General features: G+C 61.9%; 22 protein-coding genes and 1 pseudogene. 9 read left to right on the top strand and 14 right to left on the bottom strand.

What is annotated here, in order from left to right; genetic code table 11:
• Nucleotides 1–421: 421 nt before the first annotated feature.
• The 3 genes from GEV05_15185 (at nt 422) to GEV05_15175 (ending at nt 3,962) form a co-directional block, all read left to right on the top strand.
• Nucleotides 422–1,654 carry an alpha/beta hydrolase gene (locus tag GEV05_15185; GenBank protein ID MPZ44714.1) on the top strand — a complete coding sequence of 411 codons (1,233 nt, stop codon included), beginning with the start codon at nt 422–424 and terminating at the stop codon, nt 1,652–1,654.
• A 64-nt stretch (nt 1,655–1,718) separates the two neighbouring features.
• A complete protein-coding gene (locus tag GEV05_15180; GenBank protein ID MPZ44713.1) occupies nt 1,719–2,726 on the top strand; it encodes a hypothetical protein in 1,008 nt (335 codons plus the stop codon).
• 12 nt (nt 2,727–2,738) lie between these two features.
• Complete coding sequence (locus GEV05_15175) at nt 2,739–3,962, top strand: alpha/beta fold hydrolase (GenBank protein MPZ44712.1); 1,224 nt, start codon at nt 2,739–2,741, stop codon at nt 3,960–3,962.
• Between the two features lie 160 nt (nt 3,963–4,122).
• On the opposite strand, the gene GEV05_15170 is transcribed toward GEV05_15175, so the two are convergent.
• From GEV05_15170 to GEV05_15125, 10 genes are all read right to left on the bottom strand, one after another.
• The gene (locus GEV05_15170) at nt 4,123–5,391 is read right to left on the bottom strand and encodes a hypothetical protein (GenBank protein ID MPZ44711.1); all 1,269 of its coding nucleotides are present in this window, start codon (nt 5,389–5,391) and stop codon (nt 4,123–4,125) included.
• A 33-nt stretch (nt 5,392–5,424) separates the two neighbouring features.
• Complete coding sequence (locus tag GEV05_15165) at nt 5,425–6,423, bottom strand: tripartite tricarboxylate transporter substrate binding protein (protein MPZ44710.1); 999 nt, start codon at nt 6,421–6,423, stop codon at nt 5,425–5,427.
• 45 nt (nt 6,424–6,468) lie between these two features.
• Nucleotides 6,469–7,761 (bottom strand): alpha/beta hydrolase, encoded by a 1,293-nt coding sequence (locus GEV05_15160; protein MPZ44709.1) that lies wholly within the window; start codon nt 7,759–7,761, stop codon nt 6,469–6,471.
• Between the two features lie 739 nt (nt 7,762–8,500).
• Complete coding sequence (locus GEV05_15155; GenBank protein ID MPZ44708.1) at nt 8,501–9,439, bottom strand: tripartite tricarboxylate transporter substrate binding protein; 939 nt, start codon at nt 9,437–9,439, stop codon at nt 8,501–8,503.
• A gap of 150 nt (nt 9,440–9,589) precedes the next feature.
• On the bottom strand, nt 9,590–10,642 hold the full coding sequence (locus tag GEV05_15150; GenBank protein ID MPZ44707.1) for a hypothetical protein: 1,053 nt from the start codon (nt 10,640–10,642) through the stop codon (nt 9,590–9,592).
• 33 nt (nt 10,643–10,675) lie between these two features.
• Nucleotides 10,676–10,858 (bottom strand): hypothetical protein, encoded by a 183-nt coding sequence (locus GEV05_15145; protein ID MPZ44706.1) that lies wholly within the window; start codon nt 10,856–10,858, stop codon nt 10,676–10,678.
• 126 nt (nt 10,859–10,984) lie between these two features.
• Nucleotides 10,985–11,314, bottom strand: coding sequence for a hypothetical protein (locus GEV05_15140; protein MPZ44705.1), 330 nt, complete (start codon nt 11,312–11,314; stop codon nt 10,985–10,987).
• Nucleotides 11,315–11,330: 16 nt separating this feature from the next.
• Nucleotides 11,331–12,434: an L-asparaginase gene (locus tag GEV05_15135; GenBank protein ID MPZ44704.1), complete on the bottom strand. Its 1,104-nt coding sequence runs from the start codon at nt 12,432–12,434 to the stop codon at nt 11,331–11,333.
• Nucleotides 12,389–13,402 carry a tripartite tricarboxylate transporter substrate binding protein gene (locus GEV05_15130; GenBank protein ID MPZ44703.1) on the bottom strand — a complete coding sequence of 338 codons (1,014 nt, stop codon included), beginning with the start codon at nt 13,400–13,402 and terminating at the stop codon, nt 12,389–12,391. The genes GEV05_15135 and GEV05_15130 overlap by 46 nt, the downstream gene beginning before the upstream one ends.
• Before the next feature lie 29 nt (nt 13,403–13,431).
• Nucleotides 13,432–15,027: a hypothetical protein gene (locus GEV05_15125; protein MPZ44702.1), complete on the bottom strand. Its 1,596-nt coding sequence runs from the start codon at nt 15,025–15,027 to the stop codon at nt 13,432–13,434.
• A 98-nt stretch (nt 15,028–15,125) separates the two neighbouring features.
• Between GEV05_15125 and GEV05_15120 the strand changes: the two genes are divergently transcribed.
• The 5 genes from GEV05_15120 (at nt 15,126) to GEV05_15100 (ending at nt 19,321) form a co-directional block, all read left to right on the top strand.
• A complete protein-coding gene (locus GEV05_15120; GenBank protein MPZ44701.1) occupies nt 15,126–16,067 on the top strand; it encodes a CysB family HTH-type transcriptional regulator in 942 nt (313 codons plus the stop codon).
• A 128-nt stretch (nt 16,068–16,195) separates the two neighbouring features.
• The gene (locus tag GEV05_15115) at nt 16,196–16,618 is read left to right on the top strand and encodes a GFA family protein (GenBank protein MPZ44700.1); all 423 of its coding nucleotides are present in this window, start codon (nt 16,196–16,198) and stop codon (nt 16,616–16,618) included.
• A 97-nt stretch (nt 16,619–16,715) separates the two neighbouring features.
• Nucleotides 16,716–17,006, top strand: coding sequence for a hypothetical protein (locus GEV05_15110; protein MPZ44699.1), 291 nt, complete (start codon nt 16,716–16,718; stop codon nt 17,004–17,006).
• Between the two features lie 72 nt (nt 17,007–17,078).
• Entirely contained in the window at nt 17,079–18,320 is a 1,242-nt protein-coding gene (locus tag GEV05_15105; GenBank protein MPZ44698.1) for a hypothetical protein, read from the top strand.
• Complete coding sequence (locus GEV05_15100; protein ID MPZ44697.1) at nt 18,320–19,321, top strand: tripartite tricarboxylate transporter substrate binding protein; 1,002 nt, start codon at nt 18,320–18,322, stop codon at nt 19,319–19,321. Before GEV05_15105 ends, GEV05_15100 begins: the two co-directional genes overlap by 1 nt.
• A gap of 130 nt (nt 19,322–19,451) precedes the next feature.
• Here the strand turns inward: GEV05_15100 and GEV05_15095 are convergent, their stop codons facing one another.
• The 4 genes from GEV05_15095 to GEV05_15080 all read right to left on the bottom strand — a co-directional run bounded on the left by GEV05_15095 (nt 19,452) and on the right by GEV05_15080 (nt 21,821).
• Nucleotides 19,452–19,883, bottom strand: a complete 432-nt coding sequence (locus GEV05_15095; protein ID MPZ44696.1) for a hypothetical protein — start codon at nt 19,881–19,883, stop codon at nt 19,452–19,454.
• Nucleotides 19,880–20,491 carry a 7-carboxy-7-deazaguanine synthase gene (locus GEV05_15090; GenBank protein MPZ44695.1) on the bottom strand — a complete coding sequence of 204 codons (612 nt, stop codon included), beginning with the start codon at nt 20,489–20,491 and terminating at the stop codon, nt 19,880–19,882. The genes GEV05_15095 and GEV05_15090 overlap by 4 nt, the downstream gene beginning before the upstream one ends.
• A gap of 155 nt (nt 20,492–20,646) precedes the next feature.
• Nucleotides 20,647–21,258, bottom strand: coding sequence for a cupin domain-containing protein (locus GEV05_15085; GenBank protein MPZ44694.1), 612 nt, complete (start codon nt 21,256–21,258; stop codon nt 20,647–20,649).
• A 2-nt stretch (nt 21,259–21,260) separates the two neighbouring features.
• Nucleotides 21,261–21,821 carry a hypothetical protein gene (locus GEV05_15080; GenBank protein MPZ44693.1) on the bottom strand — a complete coding sequence of 187 codons (561 nt, stop codon included), beginning with the start codon at nt 21,819–21,821 and terminating at the stop codon, nt 21,261–21,263.
• Nucleotides 21,822–22,586: 765 nt separating this feature from the next.
• Here GEV05_15080 and GEV05_15075 point away from each other — a divergent pair.
• A pseudogene (locus GEV05_15075) lies at nt 22,587–22,709 on the top strand (EamA family transporter).
• The last annotated feature ends 112 nt before the right edge of the window (nt 22,710–22,821 follow it).

Genomic DNA, 22,821 nt, shown 5'->3' with positions numbered 1-22,821 from the left:
CAAAAAAGCACCCTGCTGAATGCGCTCGGATCGCGATATCGGTGAACGTCTGACGAGCCGCGCGATATGCTAGGCTGCACGCCGAGCTGAGAACATGAGCACGACCACTTCCGGATTCTATTTTGACCGAAGCCGCAGGTCCAACAAAAAACGAGCCGGCGCATTTCACCTACTTCCCCGACCATTACCGCTGGTTGGCGGAAATGCTTGCCATCCTCGGCACCGCGCCTTACGGCGGCGCGGATTTGAGCGAGGCACATCGTATCGGGCGCACCTTGAGAGGATTGCACCGAAGATGCAAACGCAAATCCTGGGTTATGGCCGGTATGTGCACTTACAATCGACATGTATGTTTGAGTTCGATCCCGATAAGCGTACCAACACAATGTAGCGCCCGTCTCATGACACGGAACGAGTATCAATGGAAAGCATCGAGAAAAAGCTGATAGACGTTATTACTGATAGGAAGGATCCACATTTCGAACCGTACGGCTGGCATCAGTGGCCTGAATACCCGCCCTTGTCGTTTCAGTTTCGCCGGGCGCTGGGTGAAACGCAGGAGGGCGGCGGAGCGGTCAGCGAATGCTTTCAGGCGGCATCCCGGATGCGTCCGGGGGACAAGGAAAGCTGGCATGCGGAATGGCTCGAGGTAGCGGAACGGAATCGACGACGCGGAGACGCGGCCGAGAGCGCGGGCCATATCCGGACCGCAATGAATTGCTGGTTACGCGCGGCCAACTACTACCGTCATGCGGAGTTTTACGTGCCACCGGACGATCCGCGCCGTATGGCGACCTTCGACTTGTGCGAGGCGATGTCACGGAAATACTTCAGCCGACTCAACCCGCCGGGCGAAGTGATCGACATTCCCTACGAGAAGGGAAAGACGCTCGCTGCTTACTTCGTTCCCACGCCCTATGCCGGTGGCCGGCATCCGGTCCTGATCTGCTTCGGCGGACTCGATTCGTTCAAGGACGAGCTCTGGTTCATGGTCGGCCGGGGTGCAGTGCAGAGGGGCGTTTCCGTGCTTATGGTCGACGGGCCGGGGCAAGGCGCCAGCCTTCGGCGACAAGGCATCCGGACACGGCACGATTACGAAGTTCCTGTCGCGCGCTGCATCGACTACCTCGAGACGAGAAGCGACGTGGATCGGTCGCGAATCGCGGTATCCGGATCCAGCCTGGGCGGTTATTACGCTGCCCGCGCAGCATGTTTCGAGCCGCGCCTTGCGGCCTGCGTCTCGCACGGCGGAAATGGCGACGTATACCAGCTGTGGGCGGAACGCGGAGAGAACTACCACATGGCGTTCCAGATCAAATGGATTTCCGGCGCACAGAGCGTGGCGCAAGCGAGAGAGCACATGCGCGACGCGCGGCTATGGGACGTCCTTCACCGGATGAAATGCCCCTACCTCATCGTTCACGGCGGATTCGATACCGGCGGCGTCGAACGCGCGCGTAGAGTTTTCGAGCACGCGAAGACGCAAGGCGTCGACGTGACCTTTTATTCGGTCACGGCCGAGGAGACCGGCGCCGACCATTGTCAACACGACAATCCGACCATCGGCCAGGAGATCGTCGGCGACTGGCTTGCGGACCGCTTCGGAATCGACCAGTCGAAGCTCGCGGGGTCGGCCGCCGCACCCCTCATCTAGAGACCGGTTCACAAGCAGCCGGACTCCTTTCAGCAATCTGATCAGCACGCAATCGAGGCAGAGCATGCAGCCAACAACCCTGAGACACTTCGCGTTCGTCCTCGTTGCCGCGAGCGCGGCAATGGCTTTGTCGTCAACCGGAACGAAAGCTGCCCAAACCTGGGCGCCGACGCATCCGGTGGAGATCATCATCGGTGCGGGGCCCGGCGGCGGGGCCGACCGAAGCGGTCGTTTCCTTCAGAACATCATGCGCGACAAACAACTGATTCCAGTGCCGGCGGTGGTCGTGAACAAGCCGGGTGCCGGCGGTGCAATCGCACTCAGCCATCTACTCCAGCAATCCGACAGCGGGCATCATCTCATGGTGGCCTCGCCGACATTGCTCACCGCTCACATCGTTGGCCGTACCAAGACGCCGCCGAGCGAAATGACACCGCTCGCCCTGCTCTATACGGAATACATGATGCTGGCGGTGAAGTCGGACTCTTCAATCAAGACCGGCAAGGATTTGATCGAGCGGCTGCGGCAGGATCCGCAGTCCCTCAGCATCACGGTCGGCGTCGGCTTGGGCAACATGAACCATATCGCCGCAGCCCTGCCTTTGAAGAAAAGCGGTATACCGGTGCGGGACCTCCGCATTGTTGTCTACAAGTCGATCGGTAATGCCACCACCGAAGTGCTAGGCGGGCACGTGGACGTCGTGTCGGCAACACCAGCCATCCTGCTGCCGCATGTACAGTCCGGTCGACTCCGGGTGATTGCGCTGGCCGCGCCTAAACGGTTGGGCGGCGTGTTCGCGGACGTTCCCACGTGGCGGGAGCAGGGGGTAGACGCCGTAGGAGCGTTCTACCACATGGTCGTGGGTGCCAAGGGCATGCGCCCTGAGCATGCTGCCTACTGGGACACCGTTCTCGCTCGCGTGGTCGCAACGACCGAATGGAAGGAAATGCTTGGAAAGTTCTATCTCACGGACGCATACATGGACAGCGCCGAGACACGGAAATTCATGAGCGAGCAGTATGATGAGTTGCGCTCCCTGTTGACCGATCTCGGATTGTCCAAGGTCCAATGAACGGAGACGGCCATGAACGAAGTTGAAAAGGCGGCGATCAGCCAGATCACCGAAAATCGCCAACCGCATTACGAACCGTATGGTTGGCACCACTGGCCGGAGTACCCCATCATGTCGTTTCAGCTGCGCCGAGCGCTGGGTGAAACGCAGGAGGGCGGCGGCGCGGTCAGCGAATGCTTTCAGGCCGCGAGCCGGATGATTCCAGGTGACATGGAGTCCTGGCACGACGAGTGGTTGCGCGTGGCAGAGCGCAACCGCGGTCGGGCCGAGGAGGCGCGCTCGCAAGGGCATATCCGCACGGCTATGAACTGTTGGCTGCGCGCGGCCAATTACTACCGGCATGCCGAATTCTTTCTCGATCCGAAGGACCCTCGTCGACTCGCCACCTTCGAGAAGTGCGAGTCGATGTCTAAGAATTACTTGGCCCAGCTTGATCCCCCGGGAGAAACGGTCACCATTCCGTACGAAAACGACGTAGGGCTATACGGCTACTTCGTGAAGTCTCCGTACGGCGGGGATCGCCAGCCCGTGCTGATTTGTTGCGGGGGGCTGGACTCGTACAAGGACGAGCTCTGGTTCATGGTCGGGCACGGCGCCCTGCAACGCGGGATTGCCGTCCTGATGTTCGATGGGCCGGGACAGGGCGGAACGTTGCGCCGCCATGGCATTGCCACACGGCACGACTACGAGGTTCCGGTGGGGCGCTGCATTGACTGGCTCCTCACGCGCAAGGACGTGGACCCGGGCCGCATTGCAGTTTGCGGATCGAGCCTGGGCGGCTACTACGCTGCCCGAGCCGCTTCCATGGAACCTCGCATATCGGCCTGTATATCGCACGGTGCCATATGGAGCATTCATGAGGGATACAGCAGCCGACCGGATGTACGGTCCCCCGAAAAATCACGGCATGTCATGTGGGTGTTTGGCGCGAACACCATTGACGAGGCGATCGAAAAGACCCGGCCGTTCAAACTGGAAGGCGTCCTGGAGCAGATGCGATGTCCCTATCTGATCGTGCATGGAGGTCATGACGTAAATGGCGTACAACGCGCCAACAAGGTCTATGCCTATGCAACCGAAAAGAAGCTGGACGTCACGCTGCGAATCGTTACGGCCGAGGAAACGGGAGCAGACCACTGTCAGCACGATAATCCGACCATCGGCCAAGAACTGGTGACCGATTGGCTCGGAGACCGGTTTAAGATCGATCAACGCAAGCTTCGATCAATCCGTTGAAGATCTTGTGAAAGAGGAAGCTATCGAGCGCACGAAGCGCTCGCTTCCTCTCCCGAGCCCTTCCATGTCCCAAGGCAAAGGATACCGCAGCAAGGTAGGGCTTTCGGGAAGAGAAGAGCGGGCGCAGCACGCCATGTGAAGTGCAATGCGCTCGCCCCGCTCAGGCGACTTTGCTGATAGCCGTGGTCGCAGGTTCCGCGGGCAGAGTGCGCACGACTTCCCAGCCACGCTCCATCATCGCCAGGGCCTGCAGTTCCTTGTCGGCGATGCTCGCCAGCAACGAGCCGGCCCTCTCGAGGTCGCCTTCATAGCGCAGCTTGCGGAAGATTTCCGACGACTGGCCCATGAGATCGGCGGCCGCGCGCACCGCGTCCGACGCTAGGTTGCGTTTGCTGAGCTCCGCCGCAACGCGCTTGAGGTAACCCGCCGCAGCCACGCGCCCCAATACCCCGTGGTTCGGAATCTGCCCCTGTGCGAACAGCTGCCGCCGCTCGCCGATCGGGCCGATGATGTCGGTCAGCTCGCCATTGCGTATGGCTTCGGCGCAGGCCGCCATGCCGGGCGCGCCGGTTTCCCAATGCGGAATCATCCACTGGTTGCCGAACATGGCGTATGGCTTCGGATAATCACCGCGCAGAATCTTCAAGTTTCGACGAAAGCTGTGCCTGATGGAGACGGCAATGTCCCAGCTGGGGTCGCGCCCCGACTCGACCCACAACATCTGATAGGGACCGTACCCGTCGTGCAGGCTCCATGACTTCGCCCATGGGTGATGGTGTTTCCATTCGCGATAACGGTTGTCGACACGCTGCGCCGCCTCCTCCCAGCCCTGTCGCAGCGCTGCAACCGGACAGGCGTAACGCGCGTGCGGCAGAACGTCGTTAGGCTCGTAGATGGTGACCGTGCCTCGCTCCGCATCGTAGCCGGTCACCATGATATGGTGCCCGGAAGCATACTTGTTGCCGGGACGTGTACCGCGCAGCGCCAGGGCGGGCGATGTCGCATCCCCGTATGGACGGATCACGCTGTAATGCGTTGCAATCTGAACAGGAATGCCACGGTCGATGAGCGAGCGAAGCTTCTCCCACGCTTCCTCCCAGCCGCCCTCATGGTCCTCTTCCCAGTGGCCGACGAACCCCAGCGCACGTGGCGTGTATTCCCAGATCTCGTGGAAAGCGCCTTTGCCGCCATTGAAGGCGGGGGCACCCCATGCGGGGCACCAACGGAACGAAAATCCGTCGCCGCTGGTTCCATCGGCGAATAGCACATCCGGTTCGCCGTGATAACGCAGCATTCCAAGCAGGCCCGTGATATAGCACCGGCCCGAATTGAGATGTTCGGGATAGCCCTTCGGGCCATACCAAGCCATGGAGTAAAAGGCGTCTGAATATTTCTCTATCTCAGGCATGACGGTACCTCGATCAGGCAATGGAGCTGCAGCAGCGCATGAACTAGGGAGCCGCTATTTCTTCAGCAGACCGAGCGCGGAAAATTCCGCCTGCAGCTCCTCGCGCTGCGACGCGAGAAATTTTCCGAACTCGCGACTATTCATGTATTCGTTCTCCCAGCCATACTTTTGCAGGATCTTATTCCATTCCTCGTTCTGGGAGAGCTTCTCGAAGACGCCTTCCCAGAAGGCGACCTTGGGCGCATCGAGCCCTTTTGGACCAGCGAACCCGCGCCAGTTGGTCACGACGATATCGTACCCCTGCTCCTTCAATGTCGGGATGCCCGCGAGTGCGCCGCCCATACGCTTGGGCGAGCTGACCAGCAGCACGCGCAGTTTCCCGGCATCGAGGTCGCCCGCGAAGCTCGCCGGGGCCGAAATCACCACGTCGACGTGGCCGCCGAGCACTGCAGTCTTGGCATCGCCCGCGCCCTTGAACACTACGAACTTCAGCTGCTTGGCATCGACGCCGGCCGCCTTGGCGAGACGGGCGGCCGTGATCTGGTGCGCTGTTCCGACGGCAGTAAGCCCCATGGATATCGATTGCGGATCCTTCCGCAGCGCCTCCGCCACATCCTTTGCCGTCTTCAACGGAGAGTCGGCGCGCACCCCGAATGCAATGTAGTCGCTGTAGAGGTGCGCAATCGGTGTAACGTCTTCGATGGAGATGGGATTTCTGCCCATCAGCTTGTTGGTAATGAGTGTCGGGAAGACAAGCGCCAAGTAGTGGCCGTCGGCGGCATGCCCGTTCAGGTACACCCAGCTGACGGAATTGTTCCCGCCCGGTTTGTTCACGACCGTGACCGACTGATTCACCAACTTGGTCGTTTCGAAGATCCGCTGCATGGCCCGCGCGGTGATATCGAAGCTCCCGCCGGGGCTGGATCCAATAATGATTTCGACATTCGTTTGCGGTTGCCACGACTGCGCAAGCGCGCCGCCCGCGATGGCCCACACTGACATACCGACCGCCGCGAACAGCGATCCTGCGATTCCAGATTTCATCATCTCCATGGTTCCTTTGATGGCTTATAAGTCTCAGTCGTTCAACCTGACCGACTACACGATGGTTTGCGCCAGCCTGCTCTGATCGATGCCGAACATGTCCGCCAGCCAGTCCAGCATGATCTCCTGACCGATGGTCGGGTTGTCGTGCTGGCAGTGGTCTGCCCCTGTCTCTTCGGCGCTGACGAAACGCAGCGTGACGTTCGCGCCTTGTGCCTTGGCGCTGTCGTAGGCAAGCCGTGCGCGGTCTACCCCGAGCACGTCATGGCCGCCATGAAGAATGAGGTAAGGACATTTCATGCGCGCAAAGCCGTCGCCGATCTGGAACGCGCGCGCCTTCTCACGCACTTCCAGCATCGACTTGGCGCCGTAGACCCACTTGATCTGATAAGCCATCTCGTGGTCTTCGTCTCTGCGCAGATAGTTCTCGTAGACGTTCGCGTTCCCGCCGTGTGAGATGCATGCCGCGAGGCGCGGCTCGTAGCAGCCCGCACGGGCCGCATAGAATCCGCCAAGGCTGGAGCCGCACACTGCGATACGGCTGGGATCCACGTCATTGCGCGAAGCGAGGTAATCAACGCAGTAACCGATCGGGACTTCGTAGTCGTAGCGCGTTGACAGACCGTGTCGGCGCAGCGTCCCGCCCTGTCCCGGCCCATCCAGCATCAAGATCGACATGCCTCGCTGCACCGCTCCGCGTCCTGCCATGAACCAGAGCTCGTCCTTGAACGAGTCCAGTCCGCCAAACGAGATGAGGACCGGCTGCTTGTCCCCGCCGCAAGGCGAACGGACAAAGTAGGCATACAGCGTCTTCCCGTTCTCGTACGGTACTTCGATCGCCTCTCCGGGTGGCTCAAGGCGCGCCAGGAACTTGTGAGACATCTGCTCACACAGCGTGAACGTGGCGAGCCGCCGCGGATCGTCCGGTGGTAGCCAGAACTCCGCGTGCCGGTAGTAATTGGCTGCGCGCAGCCAGCAATTCATCGCCGTTCGAATGTGACCGGCCCGCTCCGCCTCGTCACCGCGCTGCCGGTTACGGTCGCCGACCTTGATCCATTCCGCGTGCCAGCTTTCCTTATTGCCCGGTTGCATGCGGCTGGCCGCTTGAAAGCATTCGCTGACTGCACCGCCCCCTTCCTGCGTTTCACCCAGTGCCCGACGAAACTGATACGACATGTACGGAAATTCCGGCCAATGCTGCCACCCGTACGGCTCATAGTGCGGTTCGCTCTGGGCGGAAGGCACATACATCAGCAGAGTTTCTTGCTTACTCATATTCAACTCGTCTCCGCAACGGATGGGTTCGGGATAGGGACGACGGCCAGGACCACTAGCCAAGAAATACACGCGTCGAAGCCAGCGACTGCATTCTCGAGTTCAATGACCCGGGACTGCGAGCGACAGGAAAAGCGCAATAGTTTCCGAGTGCACTATGTCTATTCCTTTAGTCGCCATGATACCCCCGCACATCCGCACAAGGCCATGCTCCATAATGTGGTTCGCACGATCCGGCCAGACGTCTCGCGCAAAGTTTTGACTTCACAGTGGCTGTCGTGGGCCTTGAGGATGCGACCGAAGATCTTCGCAAGCGAACTGACAACCCCACTGAGACGACGCCTCGCTACGCCAAGTCGTTCGACTTGTGCAGCGTTCGTCTTATCGATGATTGCCTCAGTCGGCGGCTGTGGCGATGCGCGTAAACGGCTCGACTGTCCTAAGGCCAGGTTCTCGGCTCGGGACGAAATTCGAACGAGCACAAGAACAGCATGCCCCCACGTGAAGACATTCCAGAACACTACGAAGGTTGCGCTCGCCCAAGTGCCGCATTCGCTCGTCTTGCCAAATTCAACGCGGGTCTGCAGCGACACCGAGTTCTCGAACGCCATGCACGAATCATTGCGCACCACAGGCCTATCATGGCGTCATCGTTGCGATTACCTCGTCAGTCGTGAGCGTCGTGCCATTGCCAACAACCTTTACCAAGAAGCCGATCTGGTCGAGCGGCCGATCGACGATAATCAATATAACCCGCCTTGCACACACGGAGGAGCGAGACACGACGCAGTCGCGGGGGTCATCTCCGATTTCAATTCGCCAATGGCACTTTCGCATCTAGGATGGCGTTACGCCACTTTGCCATCTCGGCCTGAACGAAGCGCAGAAATTCGTCCGGCGTCCCGCCGGCCGGTTGTGCACCCTGCTTGGCGAGCGCGACCTTCAGATCGGCCGAATCCAGAGCACGATTCGAGTCTGCGTTCAATTTCTGTACGATCGCGCGCGGCGTGCTCTTGGGGACGAGCAGCCCATACCATGAGTCCGTCTCGAAGCCGGGGTGCCCTGACTCGGCGATGGTCGGCAGTTCCGGCAGAAGCGGCGAGCGCTTCAGGCTCGCAATCGCGAGTGCGCGAACGCGCTTGGCTTTCATCTGAGGAAGCAGCACGGGCACGGTTGCCATCATGACTTGCGACTCGCCGCTGACAAGCGCGATCATGGCCGGCCCTGCACCCTTGTAGGGAACGTGCAGCATGCGGATCCCAGCGGTGGCCGCAAAGACCTCCGCGGAGAGGTGTGAGACGCCGCCTACGCCGGATGAAGAAAAGACAAGCTCTCCCGGACGGGACTTCGCCAGAGCGACCAATTCCTTCACCGATTTCGCCGGCACGCTGGGGTGCACGACCAGAACGTTGGGAACGCGCACGGTGAGGACAATGAATTCGAAGTCCTTGATCGGATCGTACGGCAGCGTGCGGTAGAGCGTCGCGTTGATGGCGTGCGACATCGAGGTGACGCCGATGGTATAACCATCCGGCGCCGCCTTCGCCGTCACGTCGGTCCCGACGGTCGATCCGGCGCCTGGCCGATTGTCGACTACCACCTGGACGTTCCAAAGTTCGCTCAGCTTCTGGGCAAGCAGCCGTCCCAGGGTATCGGTGCCGCCACCGGGCGCGAAAGGCACGATCATTCGGACAGGTTTGGCCGGATACGGCTGTTGGGCCGCGACATGGCCGCCGGGAATCAGGATCATCGCGAGCGCACACAAGCGCACGGCAGCCGCATTGAACGCCATTGACATCATTGCTTCTTCCTTTTTCATGCTTCGCGCAGCTGAGCACAAGTTATGCTGGGTGCGTGTGCGAGCCAGCAGCCGGAAATCGGCCCCGATCGGCGCTACGCCTCATCCGTTCTCGATGAGCTTCGACACCGCCAGACTCTGACCGCCGGCGGTCGGGAGAAACATCGACTTGCCCCCGGCGCCGCCCGCCACGATGACGACGAGATCCGACGGTTCGCGAATGATGGGGACCATGGAGCTGTCGTCGTTGCGATCGACGAATTCCGGAAATCGCGGTCCCTTGGACTTGCCGCGGTTCTTGACGAGTCCCCAGGGCTGGCGTGCGCGCTCGAATAGCGCCTCTTGCAGCCTGTGCTTGCTCCACCCCGCGGAGGCGATGTGCTGCGCATGTTCGATGCCGAGTGCGAGAACCGGCGTGCCTTGGGAATACAGATTGTTGACACCGAGCGTCGCCATCGAGGAGGCAAAGGTATGCACGATCTCGTCCGGGTCCGTCTGGACGTTCTCCGTCATGCTGTGCGGCGCCTCGGTATTGACGACCGTCACCACGCTCTGGCCGCACTCGAAGCCGCGCTCCACGTGCAGGGGCTCCCAGGGATTCGCTTCCTCGTACTCGGCGATGCAGTAGGTGTACTTGCCGGGATGGCCGGTTTGCGACGCGTCCACGCCCGGGCCTGCGCCGCCGATATTGATGAGCACGAGCCGCAATGCCCGCCCGATGGTCGCATTCGCGCGCCAGCCCGGCCCGAGCAACCCCCGTCCGCAGTTGATACGCAGACGCTGGACCACGGGCCCGTTGATGATCATGAGCGGCGCGCCGGCGTGCGTGGTCGTCTGGCGGTGGGCAAGACCGTATTCCGGCTCCGATACCGCCTGCAGTGCCGCAACCACCACCGGGAGGTACTCCGGACGGCAGCCGGCCATTACGGCGTTGACCGCGATCTGCTGCATGCTCGCGCGACCCATGCGGGGCGGGACGACGCTGATGATGTCGTCCGGAGCGTGCCAGGGCATCCCTGCGAGCATCGCCTGCACGCGGGCTTGCGTGGGGGGCACGATCGGCAGGCCGTCGCTCCACCCTCGCTCGTAGAAGTACTCGTTGATCTCGTCGAAGGTCCTATCCGATTCGACGATGGGCGCAGAAGCGTGGTTCATGATTGCGCGTGTCCAGGATCTTCCGCTCGCGCCTTATCGCGGCATCACGCCGCGAGGCAGCGGATACTGCTTGCCCTCGAATTCCCGTGCGAGCCCACCGGCCTCTGTAATCAGGACGCGTTCGCACTCCTGCGCGATGTCCCGCCCGGCATGGAGGATACGCGATTGGTCGCGATTGCCCACGGGATGAGGGATGACGATGATCGGCAAGCTCATGTGGCCGATTCCTTCGGCCACGACCTGGGCCAGCGGAGCGAAAGCAGTGCTGACGATCGTTGTCGTCGGGATGCCGAGGTCTTCGAGCGCGACCGCGTCACGCGCGGTCCAAGGGGTCGAAGAACCTCAATGGCCTACACCGTTGATGACCACGTCGCATTCCGCGGCCATCTCTTCGGCGTACGGCGAAGCGATACCGAGATAGCTCTTCTGCCAGGTTCGGATCGTCGCATTGGGATGAAGCGCTTGCAGCGCTTCGGCGACCCCCCGCAGGACGACATCCGCGAATTCCTTGCAATTATCCAGGATGCCGATACGCGCGCCGTCGAGACTGGGGATACGCTGGGCAAGCCGCCGGGCGGGCACGTCGGCTGTGCCGATCGGCACGTATACCGGGACGCCGGCAATGTCGATTCGGCTGGTGGCTGGCCCGGGTTCTCCACGCTTCTGGCTCATGGCGGCTCCTGTGAATTCAGTAGGTGAGCATCATGCGCTGGATGTCGTCCCGCGAGCGCGGTGCGGCAAGCGCGAGCATGAGCACGATACGCGCCTTCTTGGCCGGCAGGTTGTCCGCAACGGCGAACCCGCGAGACAAGAAGGTCCGCTTGGCCATTACTCGGCCGTTGAACGACTGGCTCGCCACGACCACGACAACCCCTTGCTCGCGCGCCGCTTCGAGCGCCTTTAGAAAAGCACGCGGCGCGCTGCCGCTGCCGAGACCCACGCCGACGATCGCCCGAGCGCCCCTTTTCACGAACGCTTCGATCGCCGTGCCGTCGGCGCCCGAGTAGGCGTAAGCGAGATCGACCCGCGCGAGCGCATCGATCCGGTCCGCGTCGAATTCGGTACTCGTGGTATGCAGGCGCACAGGCGATCGGTAGAACACGACTCCGCCGTCGGAATCGGCGTAGCCGAGAACGCCCAACTCGTTGGACGTGAACGTCTCCAGGCGCGACGTGCTCGTCTTTACCGCGTCGCGCGCAGCCAGAATGTGATTGTTGAGGACGACGAGAACCCCTTTGCCGTATGCTTCCGGGCTCGCGGCAACGCGGATCGCGTCATAGAGATTCATGTCGGCGTCGGTGCTGATGGCGGTTGGCGGTCGCATCGCGCCGGTCACCACGACGGGACGCTCGGCCTTCACCGTCAGGTTGAGGAAGTACGCCGTCTCTTCCAGTGTCGAGGTGCCATGCGTTACGACCACCCCGGCCGCTTGTGGATCTTCCCGCAAGATCGCATTGATGCGCCGAGCGAGCGTCAGCCACTGGTCCGGCGTGACGTCGCCGCCGTACACATTCAGGAACTGTTCCGCCCGCACCTCCGCTTTCTCGCATGCCTCGGGAATGCGCGCGAGCATCTCTTCGATGGAAAAATGTTTGTCGGCGTAGTTGTAGTCGATGAGATCGATGCGCGACTCGCCGATGCAGGAGATGCTGCCGCCGGTGCCGATCACGTACACGCGTGGCCGCTCGCCAGCAGCTGCCCGCGATCGGCGATCCTCGCCGGGTCCACGGCTCGGCGACGCTCCGCTCACCGGTCGACCTTGATCTTCGATGCGCGAACAACCTTGGTCCATTTCGCGATGTCGTCGCGAATGAACTTCATGAACTCTTCCGGCGTGCCGCCTTCGGGCTCGGCGCCGCTCGTGATCAATATTTTTTGCATCTCCGGGGTTGCAAGGATCGCGTTGATCTCGGCATTGAGCTTGTTGATGATGGGCTTGGGCGTGCCATTCGGCGCAAGCAACCCGTTCCATTGGACGACTTCGAATCCGGAGATACCGGCTTCGGCCAGGGTCGGCACTTCGGGCAACCCAGTCGCCCGCTTGCGCGTGGTAACACCCAGCGCCTTCAGCTTACCCGCTTTGACGTGAGGTGACGCCGACAGCAGGTTAGCGAAGTTGCCCTGCACCTGGGCGCCGAGCAACGCGTTGCGGGCCGGACCGCCGCCGCGAAAAGGCACGTGCACCATGTCGACACCGGTGGTGAGCTTGAAAAGCTCCAGCGCCAGATGGCTGATGGTGCCCTCTCCCGAGGACGATATGTTCAACGTGCCCGGGCGGGATTTGGCCAGCGCGACAAGCTCCTGCGCCGATTTCACGGGTACGGACGGATGGACGACGAGAATCAGCGGAACCGACGCGGTGAGTATGATCGCATCGAAGTCCTCGAGCGGCTCGAACGGGACTTTGTTGATGAGCGGATTCACGACCACGGTGCTGGCGGTCGCCATCACCAGCGTGTAGCCATCCGGCGTCGCATTTGCCGCCATGCCGGTTCCGATCGCACCGCCTGCCCCGCCACGATTGTCGACGATGACATTCTGATTCCAGCGACCGAACAAGCGCTGGCTCACCAGGTGCGCCACGGCATCCGAGCCGCCTCCGGGCGGAAACGGGTTGATCAAGCGCACCGGGCGGCTGGGGTAGGACGCGATGCTCGCAGGGTCCGCCTTGGCGGACGACGTTTGTTGACTTGCCGCGCTTGTCGACCAGGCGAAGGCGGCGGCCGTTAGGACCAGACAGACATGCTCCTTCAACAACATTCCTCCTCGCATTTTCCCGGGAGATCGACTCAAGGCGATATGCGCCGGGTCACCGCATGATAGCTGAACGATGTCGGCACGAACTGCGAATGGATGCCCGCGCCACCGGCCACGACGATGAGTACGTGCGAGGGATCGTCCGCCACGCCGATGTCCGTCGCATCCGGGAACTGCGTGAACCAACGTGAGCGCCGGTGCTTGAGCCCGCGCACGGTACGCTCGGCGAAGCGCGACAGCGGAATGCGCGCGCGCCTGAAGATCTCTTCGCGGATGCGCGGCTTGTCGTAGCCGTCGCGGGCCAAAACGCCGGCGTGCTCAGGGCCGATCACCAGCATCGGCCCGGTGGGGAAGATCACGTTGTTGTGGCCGAGCGCCGTCATGGCACCGACGAAATGCTCCATGATCTCTGCGCCGGTTTCGCAGCCGTAGGTGAACACGTTGTGGCCGGCCGAGGCGCCGACGACCGTGGCGGTGCTGTCGCCGGAGGCGAATCCACGCTCGACGTGCAAGGGCGGCCACGGGCTCTCGGCTTCGTTCTCCGCGATGCAGAAAGTGAACTTGCCGGGCTGGCCCTGGGTGGACATGTCCGTATCGCCCGGCAGGTCGCCGCCGATGTTGCGAAGGATGAGCTGCAGAGCCCGGCCGATGGCGGCGTTCGCGCGAAATCCCTGGCCGAAGACGTTGCCGCGGGCATTGAGCCCGAGCTTCGCCACGATCGGGCCGTTGACGATGACGAGCGGCGTGCCGTTGTTCGTAGCCGTCTGGATGCCGTAGAGCCGGCAGCCGTCGTCGAGGGCCGCTTCGAGCGCCGCCAGCACCACCGGAAAATACTCCGGGCGGCATCCTGCCATCACGGCGTTGATGGCCAGCTTTTCGATGGTTGCCGAGCGCATCCGCGGGGGTATGGGGCCGATCGTCTCCGCGGCATCGCGTTGTGAGGCCTCCACCATCGCGCGCACCGCAGCGCGCGTCGGAGGAACCACGGGGAGTCCGTCGGTCCAGCCGTTGTCGAAGAAAAACTCCTGCAAGCCAGCCGGAGACTGGTCGAGCGGGAACTCGGGGGCGACGCTCGGCGTGGGCTGCGCCGTTTGCGACGCCGGGCGCTGCGTCAAGGCCGCAGCCAGATTGGACATGGCGGATTCCGCCCGCTCCAGCACCACCCCCTTCGGCGCCGTGTGCATCGGGTGCGAAATCTCGACGATGGGCAGCGCCCCCAGACCGCGTCCGACCGCTTGCGATCGAGCGGCATGCGAGAAGGCACTACTGCAGACCGTGACCGTGGGAATACCGAGCGATTCCAGGCGCACGCCGTCGGCAACGCTCATGGAAGTGGACGTGCCGCAGTCGCCGAAACCCTGAATGACGGCATCGCACTCCGCCAGGCGCTTCAATTCGCCCTCCGACAGCGGATCCTTCGGGGCGAGCTTGCGAACCGTAAAGGCGACCTGTGCACCATAGTCGCTTTCCAGCCGGGGGCCGACATGGCTCAGGAACAGGTCCGCGTTCACCTTGCTGTTGTCGACGAACGCGATCTTCGCGTTGCGCAGTTGGTTCAACGGCGCCGCGAGCGTGAGTTCCTGTCCCCCGTCGTCGACGGACGGATTCAACACGTACAGTCGTTCCACCACAAGCCTCCGGCATCGAAACGCTGCATGTTGCCACTCGCCCTATGTCCACTCAATGACTAGAATTGAATGCTCCTATATCAGAACTGTTATTTGGGATGAGACTGGAGCAGCTGAGGATCATTGTCACCATCGTGCGCAGCGGACTGAGCGTGTCCAGGGCGGCCGAAGCGCTGAACATGCCGCAGCCTGCCGTGAGCCGTCAGCTTCGTTCCCTGGAGCGCGAGCTAGGGGTCGACGTTTTTGCTCGCAAGCAAAAGCGCCTGCGCGGCCTGACCCGCCCCGGTCAGGCCATCGTCGACGTCGCTCTCCGAATGCTTCAGGACGCAGACACGCTCACCAAGATCAGCCGAGACTTCGTCGACGAGGACAGCGGTACCCTCACCGTCGCCACGACCCATACGCAGGCGCGATATGCTCTTCCGAGCATCGCGGAAGAATTTCTTCAGCGCTATCCGAAAGTGCGGCTGATGCTGAGGCAAGGCACGCCTGCCGAAGTGAACCAACTGGTTTCGAGCGGTGAGGCCGACCTATGCATCGGATCGGAGTTCTCGGAGGAGGAGTTGGGTCTGGTGCTGTTCGAATGCTATTCGATGAACCGCATCGTGCTGACTCCTCGCAATCACCCGCTGCTGAAGGTGCGAAAGCTTACTCTGGAGAAACTGGCACGTTATCCCATCATCACCTACGACGCACCGTTCATCGGGCGATCGCGCATCGTCAAGGCGTTCGCGGCGCGCGGACTCTCGCCCGACATCGTCCTGAGCTCAATCGACAGCGATGTGATCAAGGCGTACGTGGAGCGCGGCATGGGCATCGCCATCGTGGCGACGCTTGCCTACGACACATCGAGAGACACCCGGCTGCGGGCTATGGACGCGAGCCATCTATTCGAGCCCAACATTATCTACCTCGGTGTACGACGCAATGACTATCTTCGAGCTTACGTATACGACTTCATCCGGATGTTCGCATCGCATCTGGACCGTAAGACCGTAGAGGTCGGAATGCAGGCGGCGGCGCAGACGGGCAAGCGGTAATGCCAAGGTGGATGAACACGCGTCTCCGAGGCGACAAGCTGCAGCAAGGCACCGACGTGCCGTCCGTTGACTGTAACCGCTACGCAATGTAGCGTGCTCGGTCCGATTCACGCGGCCGGAGCACTGAAATGCACGTCGACGGAAGCTGTCATTGCGGCTACATCACCTACTGCGCCGAGATCGATCCGTCCAAAGTCATCATCTGCCACTGCACCGATTGCCAGGTGCTGAGCAGCTCGGCCTTCCGCATGGTCGTTCTGGCTAAGAAAGGAAGCTTCCGGCTGCTCGGCGGCGAACCGACGATTTACATCAAGACTGCCGACAGTGGCCGCAAACGCGCACACTGGTTCTGCCCGCGATGCGGCACGCAGATGTACGCCACGCCGCCCGACGAGAACTCCGAGCAGCATTATGGGCTGCGCATCGGATCGATTCGCCAGCGGGCGCAACTTAAGCCCTCACAGCAGCTATGGTGCAACTCGGCTTTCGGGTGGGTAGGCGATCTCAAATCGATACCGGAGAGTCAGCGTGCCAGCTTGACTCCGCCGTGACCCGAAACGGCTCATGCGGCATCGTGGCGCCGGACCCGGATTCGTGCATACCTGAGTCTGTGTCGCGTGCGGCGCCACTTCGCAGAGGAAACCCAAAATGCCAACCCGTAAGCAACCCATCCTGAGCCCCATCGCCAATGCGTTTACGCCTGTTCCCGCGCATGCCGCCCGTCCTCGGCCTGGTACCGGTGCGGCACGCAGCATCGGCCTCATCGACAACAGCAAACCGAACGTCTCCTGGTTCGTGCAAGCGCTGGCGCGCGAACTGGCCACAGTCGGCGAGCCGAATATCGTCAGCGTCGCCAAGCCCCGGTCTGCGGGCCCCGCCCCGGATATCGCCTCCCTCGCCGGTCGCTGCCGCTTCGTTGTGAACGCCGTCGGGGACTGAGGCTCCTGCACGTCATGGAGTGTCCATGACTCGGTAGAGCTCGAGCGAGCCGGCGTTGCGACACTGACCGTCGTGACGAATGCCTTCGCTGAGCTCGCGAAGGAGGTGGCGGCGGCGTTGGGCGTGCCCGGATTAACCTTGGCCGTCGTACCGCACCCCTTCGGTGATCTCGGGCGCGAAGCGGTGCTCGAACGCAGCCGCCAGGTATTACCGGAGATCACGGCAAGGTTAGGTGCACCCGCCGATACCTTTGAGCGCCGCCTCGAGCAGACGCCGCCGCGCGTTCTGCCGCTTGCCGGATCATGGGAGGCGGTGAACGACTATTTCTACGCGCAGGGCTGGACCGATGGCCTGCCCATTGCCGTGCCGACCGAGCGCAAGGTGCAAGCGCTGCTCGCGTCGGTACGGCAGCCCCACGACCATGTGGTGGGCGTGATTGCGCCCAAAATGGGCCTCGCAACCGTGGAGAAGATCGCCGTGAACGCGGTGATGGCAGGCTGCGAGCCGCGGCATTTCCCGGTGGTGCTTGCGGCAATCAAGGCGATGATCAGCCCTGCGTTCAATCTCCTGCCGATGCAGGCGACCACAAACCCGGTCGCCCCGATGATCATCGTCAACGGCCCCATTGCCCAGCAGCTCGAGATCAATTCCGGATTCAATGTGCTGGGCCAGGGCTGGAAGAGCAATGCAACGATAGGTCGCGCATTACGCTTTGTGCTTGTGAATATCGGCGGCGGTGTACCGGGTAAGCTCGACAAGGCTTGTCATGGCCAGCCCGGCAAGTACTCCTTGTGCATCGCTGAGAACGAGAGGCAAAGCCCGTGGGCGCCCTTTCACGTGGATCGCGGCTATGCGGCAAATGACAGCACCGTTTCGGTGATCGGCGTCGCGGGCACGCAGGACGTGATTCACTATGCCCGCACGAGCGCAGAGCAGATACTGGACGTGCTCGCGCGCGCCGTTCCCCGCGAGGGGTTGAAGAATCTTTACTCCGGCGGCGAGCCATTGATCATCTTCGGCCCGGAGCAGGCGGCCGTGCTCGGTGCTGCGGGATTGTCCAAGCGCGACGTGAAGAGAGCATTTTTCGAACGGACACGGATTCCCCTGCAAACGCTCAACCCCGAGACCATTACTTTGGTGAAAAGCAGGCGCGCGCGCTGGTTTCAACAGCGTGAACCAGACGCGGTTCCGCTGGCCGATAGTACCGAAGACGTGCAAATTCTCGTCGCCGGCGGCGCAGGCAACCACACCGTTTTCGTTCCCACCTGGGGGGACACGCGCTGTGTGACCGTAAAAATCGCAGAGGAATCGTGATGTGGATAAAGAACGCCCTTGTAGTTGCGCGTGATGTACTGGTGACAGCGGCAGCCGCCATTCTTGTGTGGCCCCTCGCCGGCGTCCATGCTGCCGACGCAGCCTCCTATCCCGAGCGACCGGTTCGTCTCATCGTTCCATTCCCGCCAGGCGGCGGCACGGACATCGTCGGCAGGCTGCTCGCACAGAAGCTGGGCGACAGCCTGGGCCAGACCTTCGTCGTCGACAATCGCCCAGGTGCAGCGAGCACCCTGGGCGCGGCGATCGCAGCGAAGGCCTCTCCCGACGGGTACACGCTGTTGCTCATAACGGCGTCGTATGCGATGAGCGCGAGCTATTACACGAATCTTCAGTACGATCCCGTGCGCGATTTCTCGGCCGTGTCGCTCGTCGCTTCCGGTCCGCTGCTCATCGTCGTTCATCCTTCAGTCGCCGCCTCGTCCATCCGCGAGCTCATCGCGCTGGCTAAGGCCTCGCCGGGCAAGCTCAACTACGCCTCAGGCGGCGCAGGCGGCATCAACCACTTGGCGGGCGAGCTGTTCAATTCGATGTCGGGTATCAAGCTCGTCCATGTTCCCTACAAAGGCGCTGGGCCCGCGCTCACTGCCGTGATGAGCGGAGAAACGCAGGTCATGATCGCGACGCTCAGCTCGAGCCTCCCACACGTGCGCTCCGGAAAGCTCAAGGCCCTCGCCCTCGCCGGCGATCGCCGCTTTCGCGCCGCTGGGGATCTGCCGACCATCTCCGAATCCGGGCTGCCGGGCTACAGCGCAGACAACTGGTATGGACTTGTTGCGCCACGGCATACGCCCGCAAGTACGATCGCGCTCCTGAACAAGCACATCTCGGCTGTTCTGGCCACGGACGACTTCCGCTCGCAACTGGTGAACTTGGGTTTCGAGCCCATGGGGTCGACTCCGAAGGCGATGGACGCACACCTCAAACAGGAAGTCGCCAAATGGGGCAAGGTCATCAGAGCTTCCGGTTCGCGGTTGGAATAGCGGAATAGCGACGTCAACCGGCCGGCGAACGTCTTGAAACGCCGTCAGTGGCCTCGTCTTTACAATCATTATCTTTAACGAGCAATGCGCCGACTTCGGGTTGCCGAGTGAACCGTCGGCGACTTTGAGATCACCGAAGTGCTCGCGGTCCACCCGCGCGCAAGCGCTTGACCACGCGACTGCGTTTCCCGCGTAATAGCTTGAAGGATGGCTCAGCGTCTTCGCGCGTAATCTTGCATTCGAATCCATCGTACGCTTTGATCGCAACCCACTCCCAATGCGAAGGGAGGTGAGCGAGCAGCCAGCAAGCCACCATTTCCGCTGTGGGCGGAACCGGCAACACAACGTTCAGATTTTTTCCCTGTATCCGTGCGACGACTGCGTCTATTTCGCTCGCAATCTGTTGCAGCGGCCGCGCGCAGCCCACTCGTGTTTCGATTCGACTCGAATAGCCGCAGTGAACCTCGTACAAGTGTTCGTGTCGCTCGCCCACCCCGATTGTCGGCAGCGAATGCGCGGCGACGAACTTGCGCACGATCGATACTTCCGCCTTGACTCTCATCTCAGTCCGAGATGCTTATGTATCTGTACGCTCAGCCGCCATCGCGGATGCCGCCGAATGTATTCGAGGCACGCCGCGGCGTGTTCCGGGGCGTTGTCGCGCGGCTGCAAGAAGAAGTGCTGAAACTCGAGTGCCTCCACCTCTGGTGGCTGAACCCCCAGCTGCGGGTACACGAGCTTGAGCTCACTTCCATGCGTTACGAGGAGCTCGTGCTTGCCGCCTTTGGGGCTCACGGTGACCCAGTAGTCGCCGCGAGGAAGCTCCACGGTCCCGTTCGTTTCGATTGCGCAGCGTAACCCCAAGGCAACCACGTCCTCGACCAGCTCGGACGTGAGTTGCAGTGCCGGCTCGCCACCCGTAAATACGACCAATTGCGCGTCTTGGCGCAACGCGCTGATCCGCGAGACGAGCTTGTCATGCGTCACCGGCTCACCGTGGAAGAAGTCCGTGTCGCACCAGCGGGCGCAGTCGGCGAAGCCCTTCGGGCGATCGACGTGCCGTCCCGTCCACTGATTGCACCCGGAGAACCGCACGAAGACCGAAGCTGTGCCGGCATTTGCGCCCTCGCCCTGAATGGACCAAAAGAGCTCGTTGATGCGGTATTTCATACGGGCGGTGAATGGACGAATCGAATAGCGGCAGGCCCATCAATCAATGCGCACGCCGGGCTCGCCGAGCGACACATCAACAGCCTGCGCCGGTGGCGCAGCCGCGGCAAACGTGAGGCCGCACACCCGTGAGCTGCCTGCCTGCGCGGCATGCGTTACCAGCGGCCATCGTGCGATGAAAACGCAACCACGCAAGGGCGATCCGAGCGGTTGCTCCACGCGTGATTTGTCCCGCGCTGGACGACGGTATCTCCTGCCCTCAAAGCAACTTCCCCCATATCCAGAACGAGCGTGATCTCGCCCTCGAGCACGAGGCAGAAATCGAGCGTATTCGTTTTCTGCATATAGGGGTGCGGAGCATCGGGCGTATACGTCGAGGCACCCGGGGAGCCCATGGAGCGGAAGAACGCCTCCACGTCCCGTGCCGTGACCCGATCGCGGAAATCCTTATCGGGCGGAAAAGTCACCACTCGGCACACCGAACCGCGCGGCGGCGGCTCCATCGTGTGCGGCATGTCGAGCGTTTCGCGTACGCCTTGAATACGCGCAATACGCGCGGGCGTGCGGTCGGTTTCGCGTACGCCTTGAATACGCGCAATACGCGCGGGCGTGCGGTCGGTAACCCAGATACGTGCCGACGAATAACCCGGCCGCGCATGGTCGGTCCGCACGTCGGGGGATGGACTATCTGCGATGGCGACCGACTTGCCCTCCTCATCGTCGATCGTAACGATCCGGCGCACGGTTTTCGCGGTGGCATTGCTCATCGTCAGCGCTCGAACCGCGCGCCCATCATGACGAAAGCCATGAGGCTGCCTTCACGGGGGTTCTGCCATCCATGCCAGTTGCCGAGTTGTACGACGACGTCGCCCGGCTTCATTACATGCTCGCTCCTGTCCAGCACGAGCACGCGCTCGCCTTCCAACAGCACGCCATAATCGACAGTTTCCGACTTGTGAACGGGCGAGGAGTAGCCGTTCGCGCCGCCCCGATCCCACGTGCCGCCCGAGCGCCTGCGCGGCTCGTGCAGCGGCACTGCGTTGGGATCTCTGGAGACATCGTAGCCTTCGGGTTTGGGTGGGGACTGCACGATCCGCAGGTGTCCACCGGTTTCTGGCGGCTCGAAATTGAACGGAAGCCGCCCACAATCGCGATCGTCCGCGAGCGGTATCGGGCATCTGTCGTACACCCACACGTCCGTCATGCACGTTCCCGGCCGGATCGCTCCCGGATTTACGTTCGGCGCTGCACTATCGAAGATGACGCGCGAGCGTCCCTGAGCATCGTTTCCGGTCACCACGCGGCGAATTGGCTTGATTTCGCTTGCCACTGTTCTGCTCCTCTTCAGTCCGACTTGATGCCCGAGCCTTAACTACCTGCGCCCGCTTCGCCACATCAGCTCGCAATATCTTCGTCGGCGAAAAGTTGTTTCATCGTTGCCCGGCTGTGCCTCTATTGCATTAGCAAACCAGATCGAGGTCAACCAGCAGTTCTGATAGTCTGCGCCACAATCGAAGTAATGTCATTCCGCCGGATCAGGGTGCGGAAAGTTTCGCCGACGTACCCCGGTTTAACATTCATCGCTGAGCTGTGCGAAAGTGACTCGCGCATAGCGTCCACTATAAACGAGAGACGCATCCATAAGTAGACAAGGCGAAAGATACGTACTGCCCGTAGGAACGGAAGTATCGAAGTCGCCCCCAATTCAGGAGACAAGTGAACAGGCAGCAGCTTCGCAAGGACCATCAGGTCGATCTGCCACGGCGTGCTCGTCCCCCTTGCCATGCGAGGGCGAGCCAAACCGCAGGTACTGCCGTTGCAACTACTCTCAATCCTATTCCACTACCCGCTATCGGATGCTCGGCTATAACCACCCTCCGCCCGCGAAAGCGGCACACAATGAACCAACCAGCGAAAGGGGATACCCATCGAAAAGCGTATCGTTCGACTTCGGTAAGACGGGTAGCCGCGGCGATGGGATGGCGCGTGAAGTCGGAGAGGCATACGACGTGAAGCCGGGTACAATGACCTTGTACGCAGCGGACACGGCAAGTAGACCCAGGAAACCGAGCGGGGTTCAGCCGAGCGTCCGGGCATGAAGCTGTTACGACACCCGGGCGTTGCGGCGGCGTTGGCCGCTGCCGGTTTGTTCGGGGTCGGAACGCCGCTCGCCAAACTCCTGCTGGATGCGGTGAGCCCTTGGCTGCTCGCTGGCATCCCGTAATGTCCAATTTCCCGAACGAGAACCTCACGCAGCCGCTCGTTGGTAGTAGCTGAGCATTCCGCCGAGTCGTGTGCGTCGTTGGATAGGGCCGGTGTTCGCAGAGACT

This window comes from Betaproteobacteria bacterium (assembly GCA_009377585.1).
In the GTDB taxonomy this organism is placed as follows: Bacteria; Pseudomonadota; Gammaproteobacteria; order Burkholderiales; family WYBJ01; genus WYBJ01.
Note: the sequence above shows the minus strand (reverse complement) of the source record. Positions and strands in the feature narration are given on the sequence as shown.

Coding starts and splice junctions, on each gene's coding strand:
- GEV05_15085 (MPZ44694.1), bottom strand. CDS start 21,258: ATGAGCAATGCCACCGCGAAAACCGTGCGCCGGATCGTTACGATCGAC.
- GEV05_15140 (MPZ44705.1), bottom strand. CDS start 11,314: ATGAGCCAGAAGCGTGGAGAACCCGGGCCAGCCACCAGCCGAATCGAC.
- GEV05_15135 (MPZ44704.1), bottom strand. CDS start 12,434: ATGGACCAAGGTTGTTCGCGCATCGAAGATCAAGGTCGACCGGTGAGC.
- GEV05_15165 (MPZ44710.1), bottom strand. CDS start 6,423: ATGGAGATGATGAAATCTGGAATCGCAGGATCGCTGTTCGCGGCGGTC.
- GEV05_15120 (MPZ44701.1), top strand. CDS start 15,126: ATGAGACTGGAGCAGCTGAGGATCATTGTCACCATCGTGCGCAGCGGA.
- GEV05_15100 (MPZ44697.1), top strand. CDS start 18,320: ATGTGGATAAAGAACGCCCTTGTAGTTGCGCGTGATGTACTGGTGACA.
- GEV05_15155 (MPZ44708.1), bottom strand. CDS start 9,439: ATGATCCTGATTCCCGGCGGCCATGTCGCGGCCCAACAGCCGTATCCG.
- GEV05_15175 (MPZ44712.1), top strand. CDS start 2,739: ATGAACGAAGTTGAAAAGGCGGCGATCAGCCAGATCACCGAAAATCGC.
- GEV05_15150 (MPZ44707.1), bottom strand. CDS start 10,642: ATGAACCACGCTTCTGCGCCCATCGTCGAATCGGATAGGACCTTCGAC.
- GEV05_15185 (MPZ44714.1), top strand. CDS start 422: ATGGAAAGCATCGAGAAAAAGCTGATAGACGTTATTACTGATAGGAAG.
- GEV05_15130 (MPZ44703.1), bottom strand. CDS start 13,402: ATGTTGTTGAAGGAGCATGTCTGTCTGGTCCTAACGGCCGCCGCCTTC.
- GEV05_15145 (MPZ44706.1), bottom strand. CDS start 10,858: ATGAGCTTGCCGATCATCGTCATCCCTCATCCCGTGGGCAATCGCGAC.
- GEV05_15095 (MPZ44696.1), bottom strand. CDS start 19,883: ATGAGAGTCAAGGCGGAAGTATCGATCGTGCGCAAGTTCGTCGCCGCG.
- GEV05_15090 (MPZ44695.1), bottom strand. CDS start 20,491: ATGAAATACCGCATCAACGAGCTCTTTTGGTCCATTCAGGGCGAGGGC.
- GEV05_15110 (MPZ44699.1), top strand. CDS start 16,716: ATGCCAACCCGTAAGCAACCCATCCTGAGCCCCATCGCCAATGCGTTT.
- GEV05_15180 (MPZ44713.1), top strand. CDS start 1,719: ATGCAGCCAACAACCCTGAGACACTTCGCGTTCGTCCTCGTTGCCGCG.
- GEV05_15115 (MPZ44700.1), top strand. CDS start 16,196: ATGCACGTCGACGGAAGCTGTCATTGCGGCTACATCACCTACTGCGCC.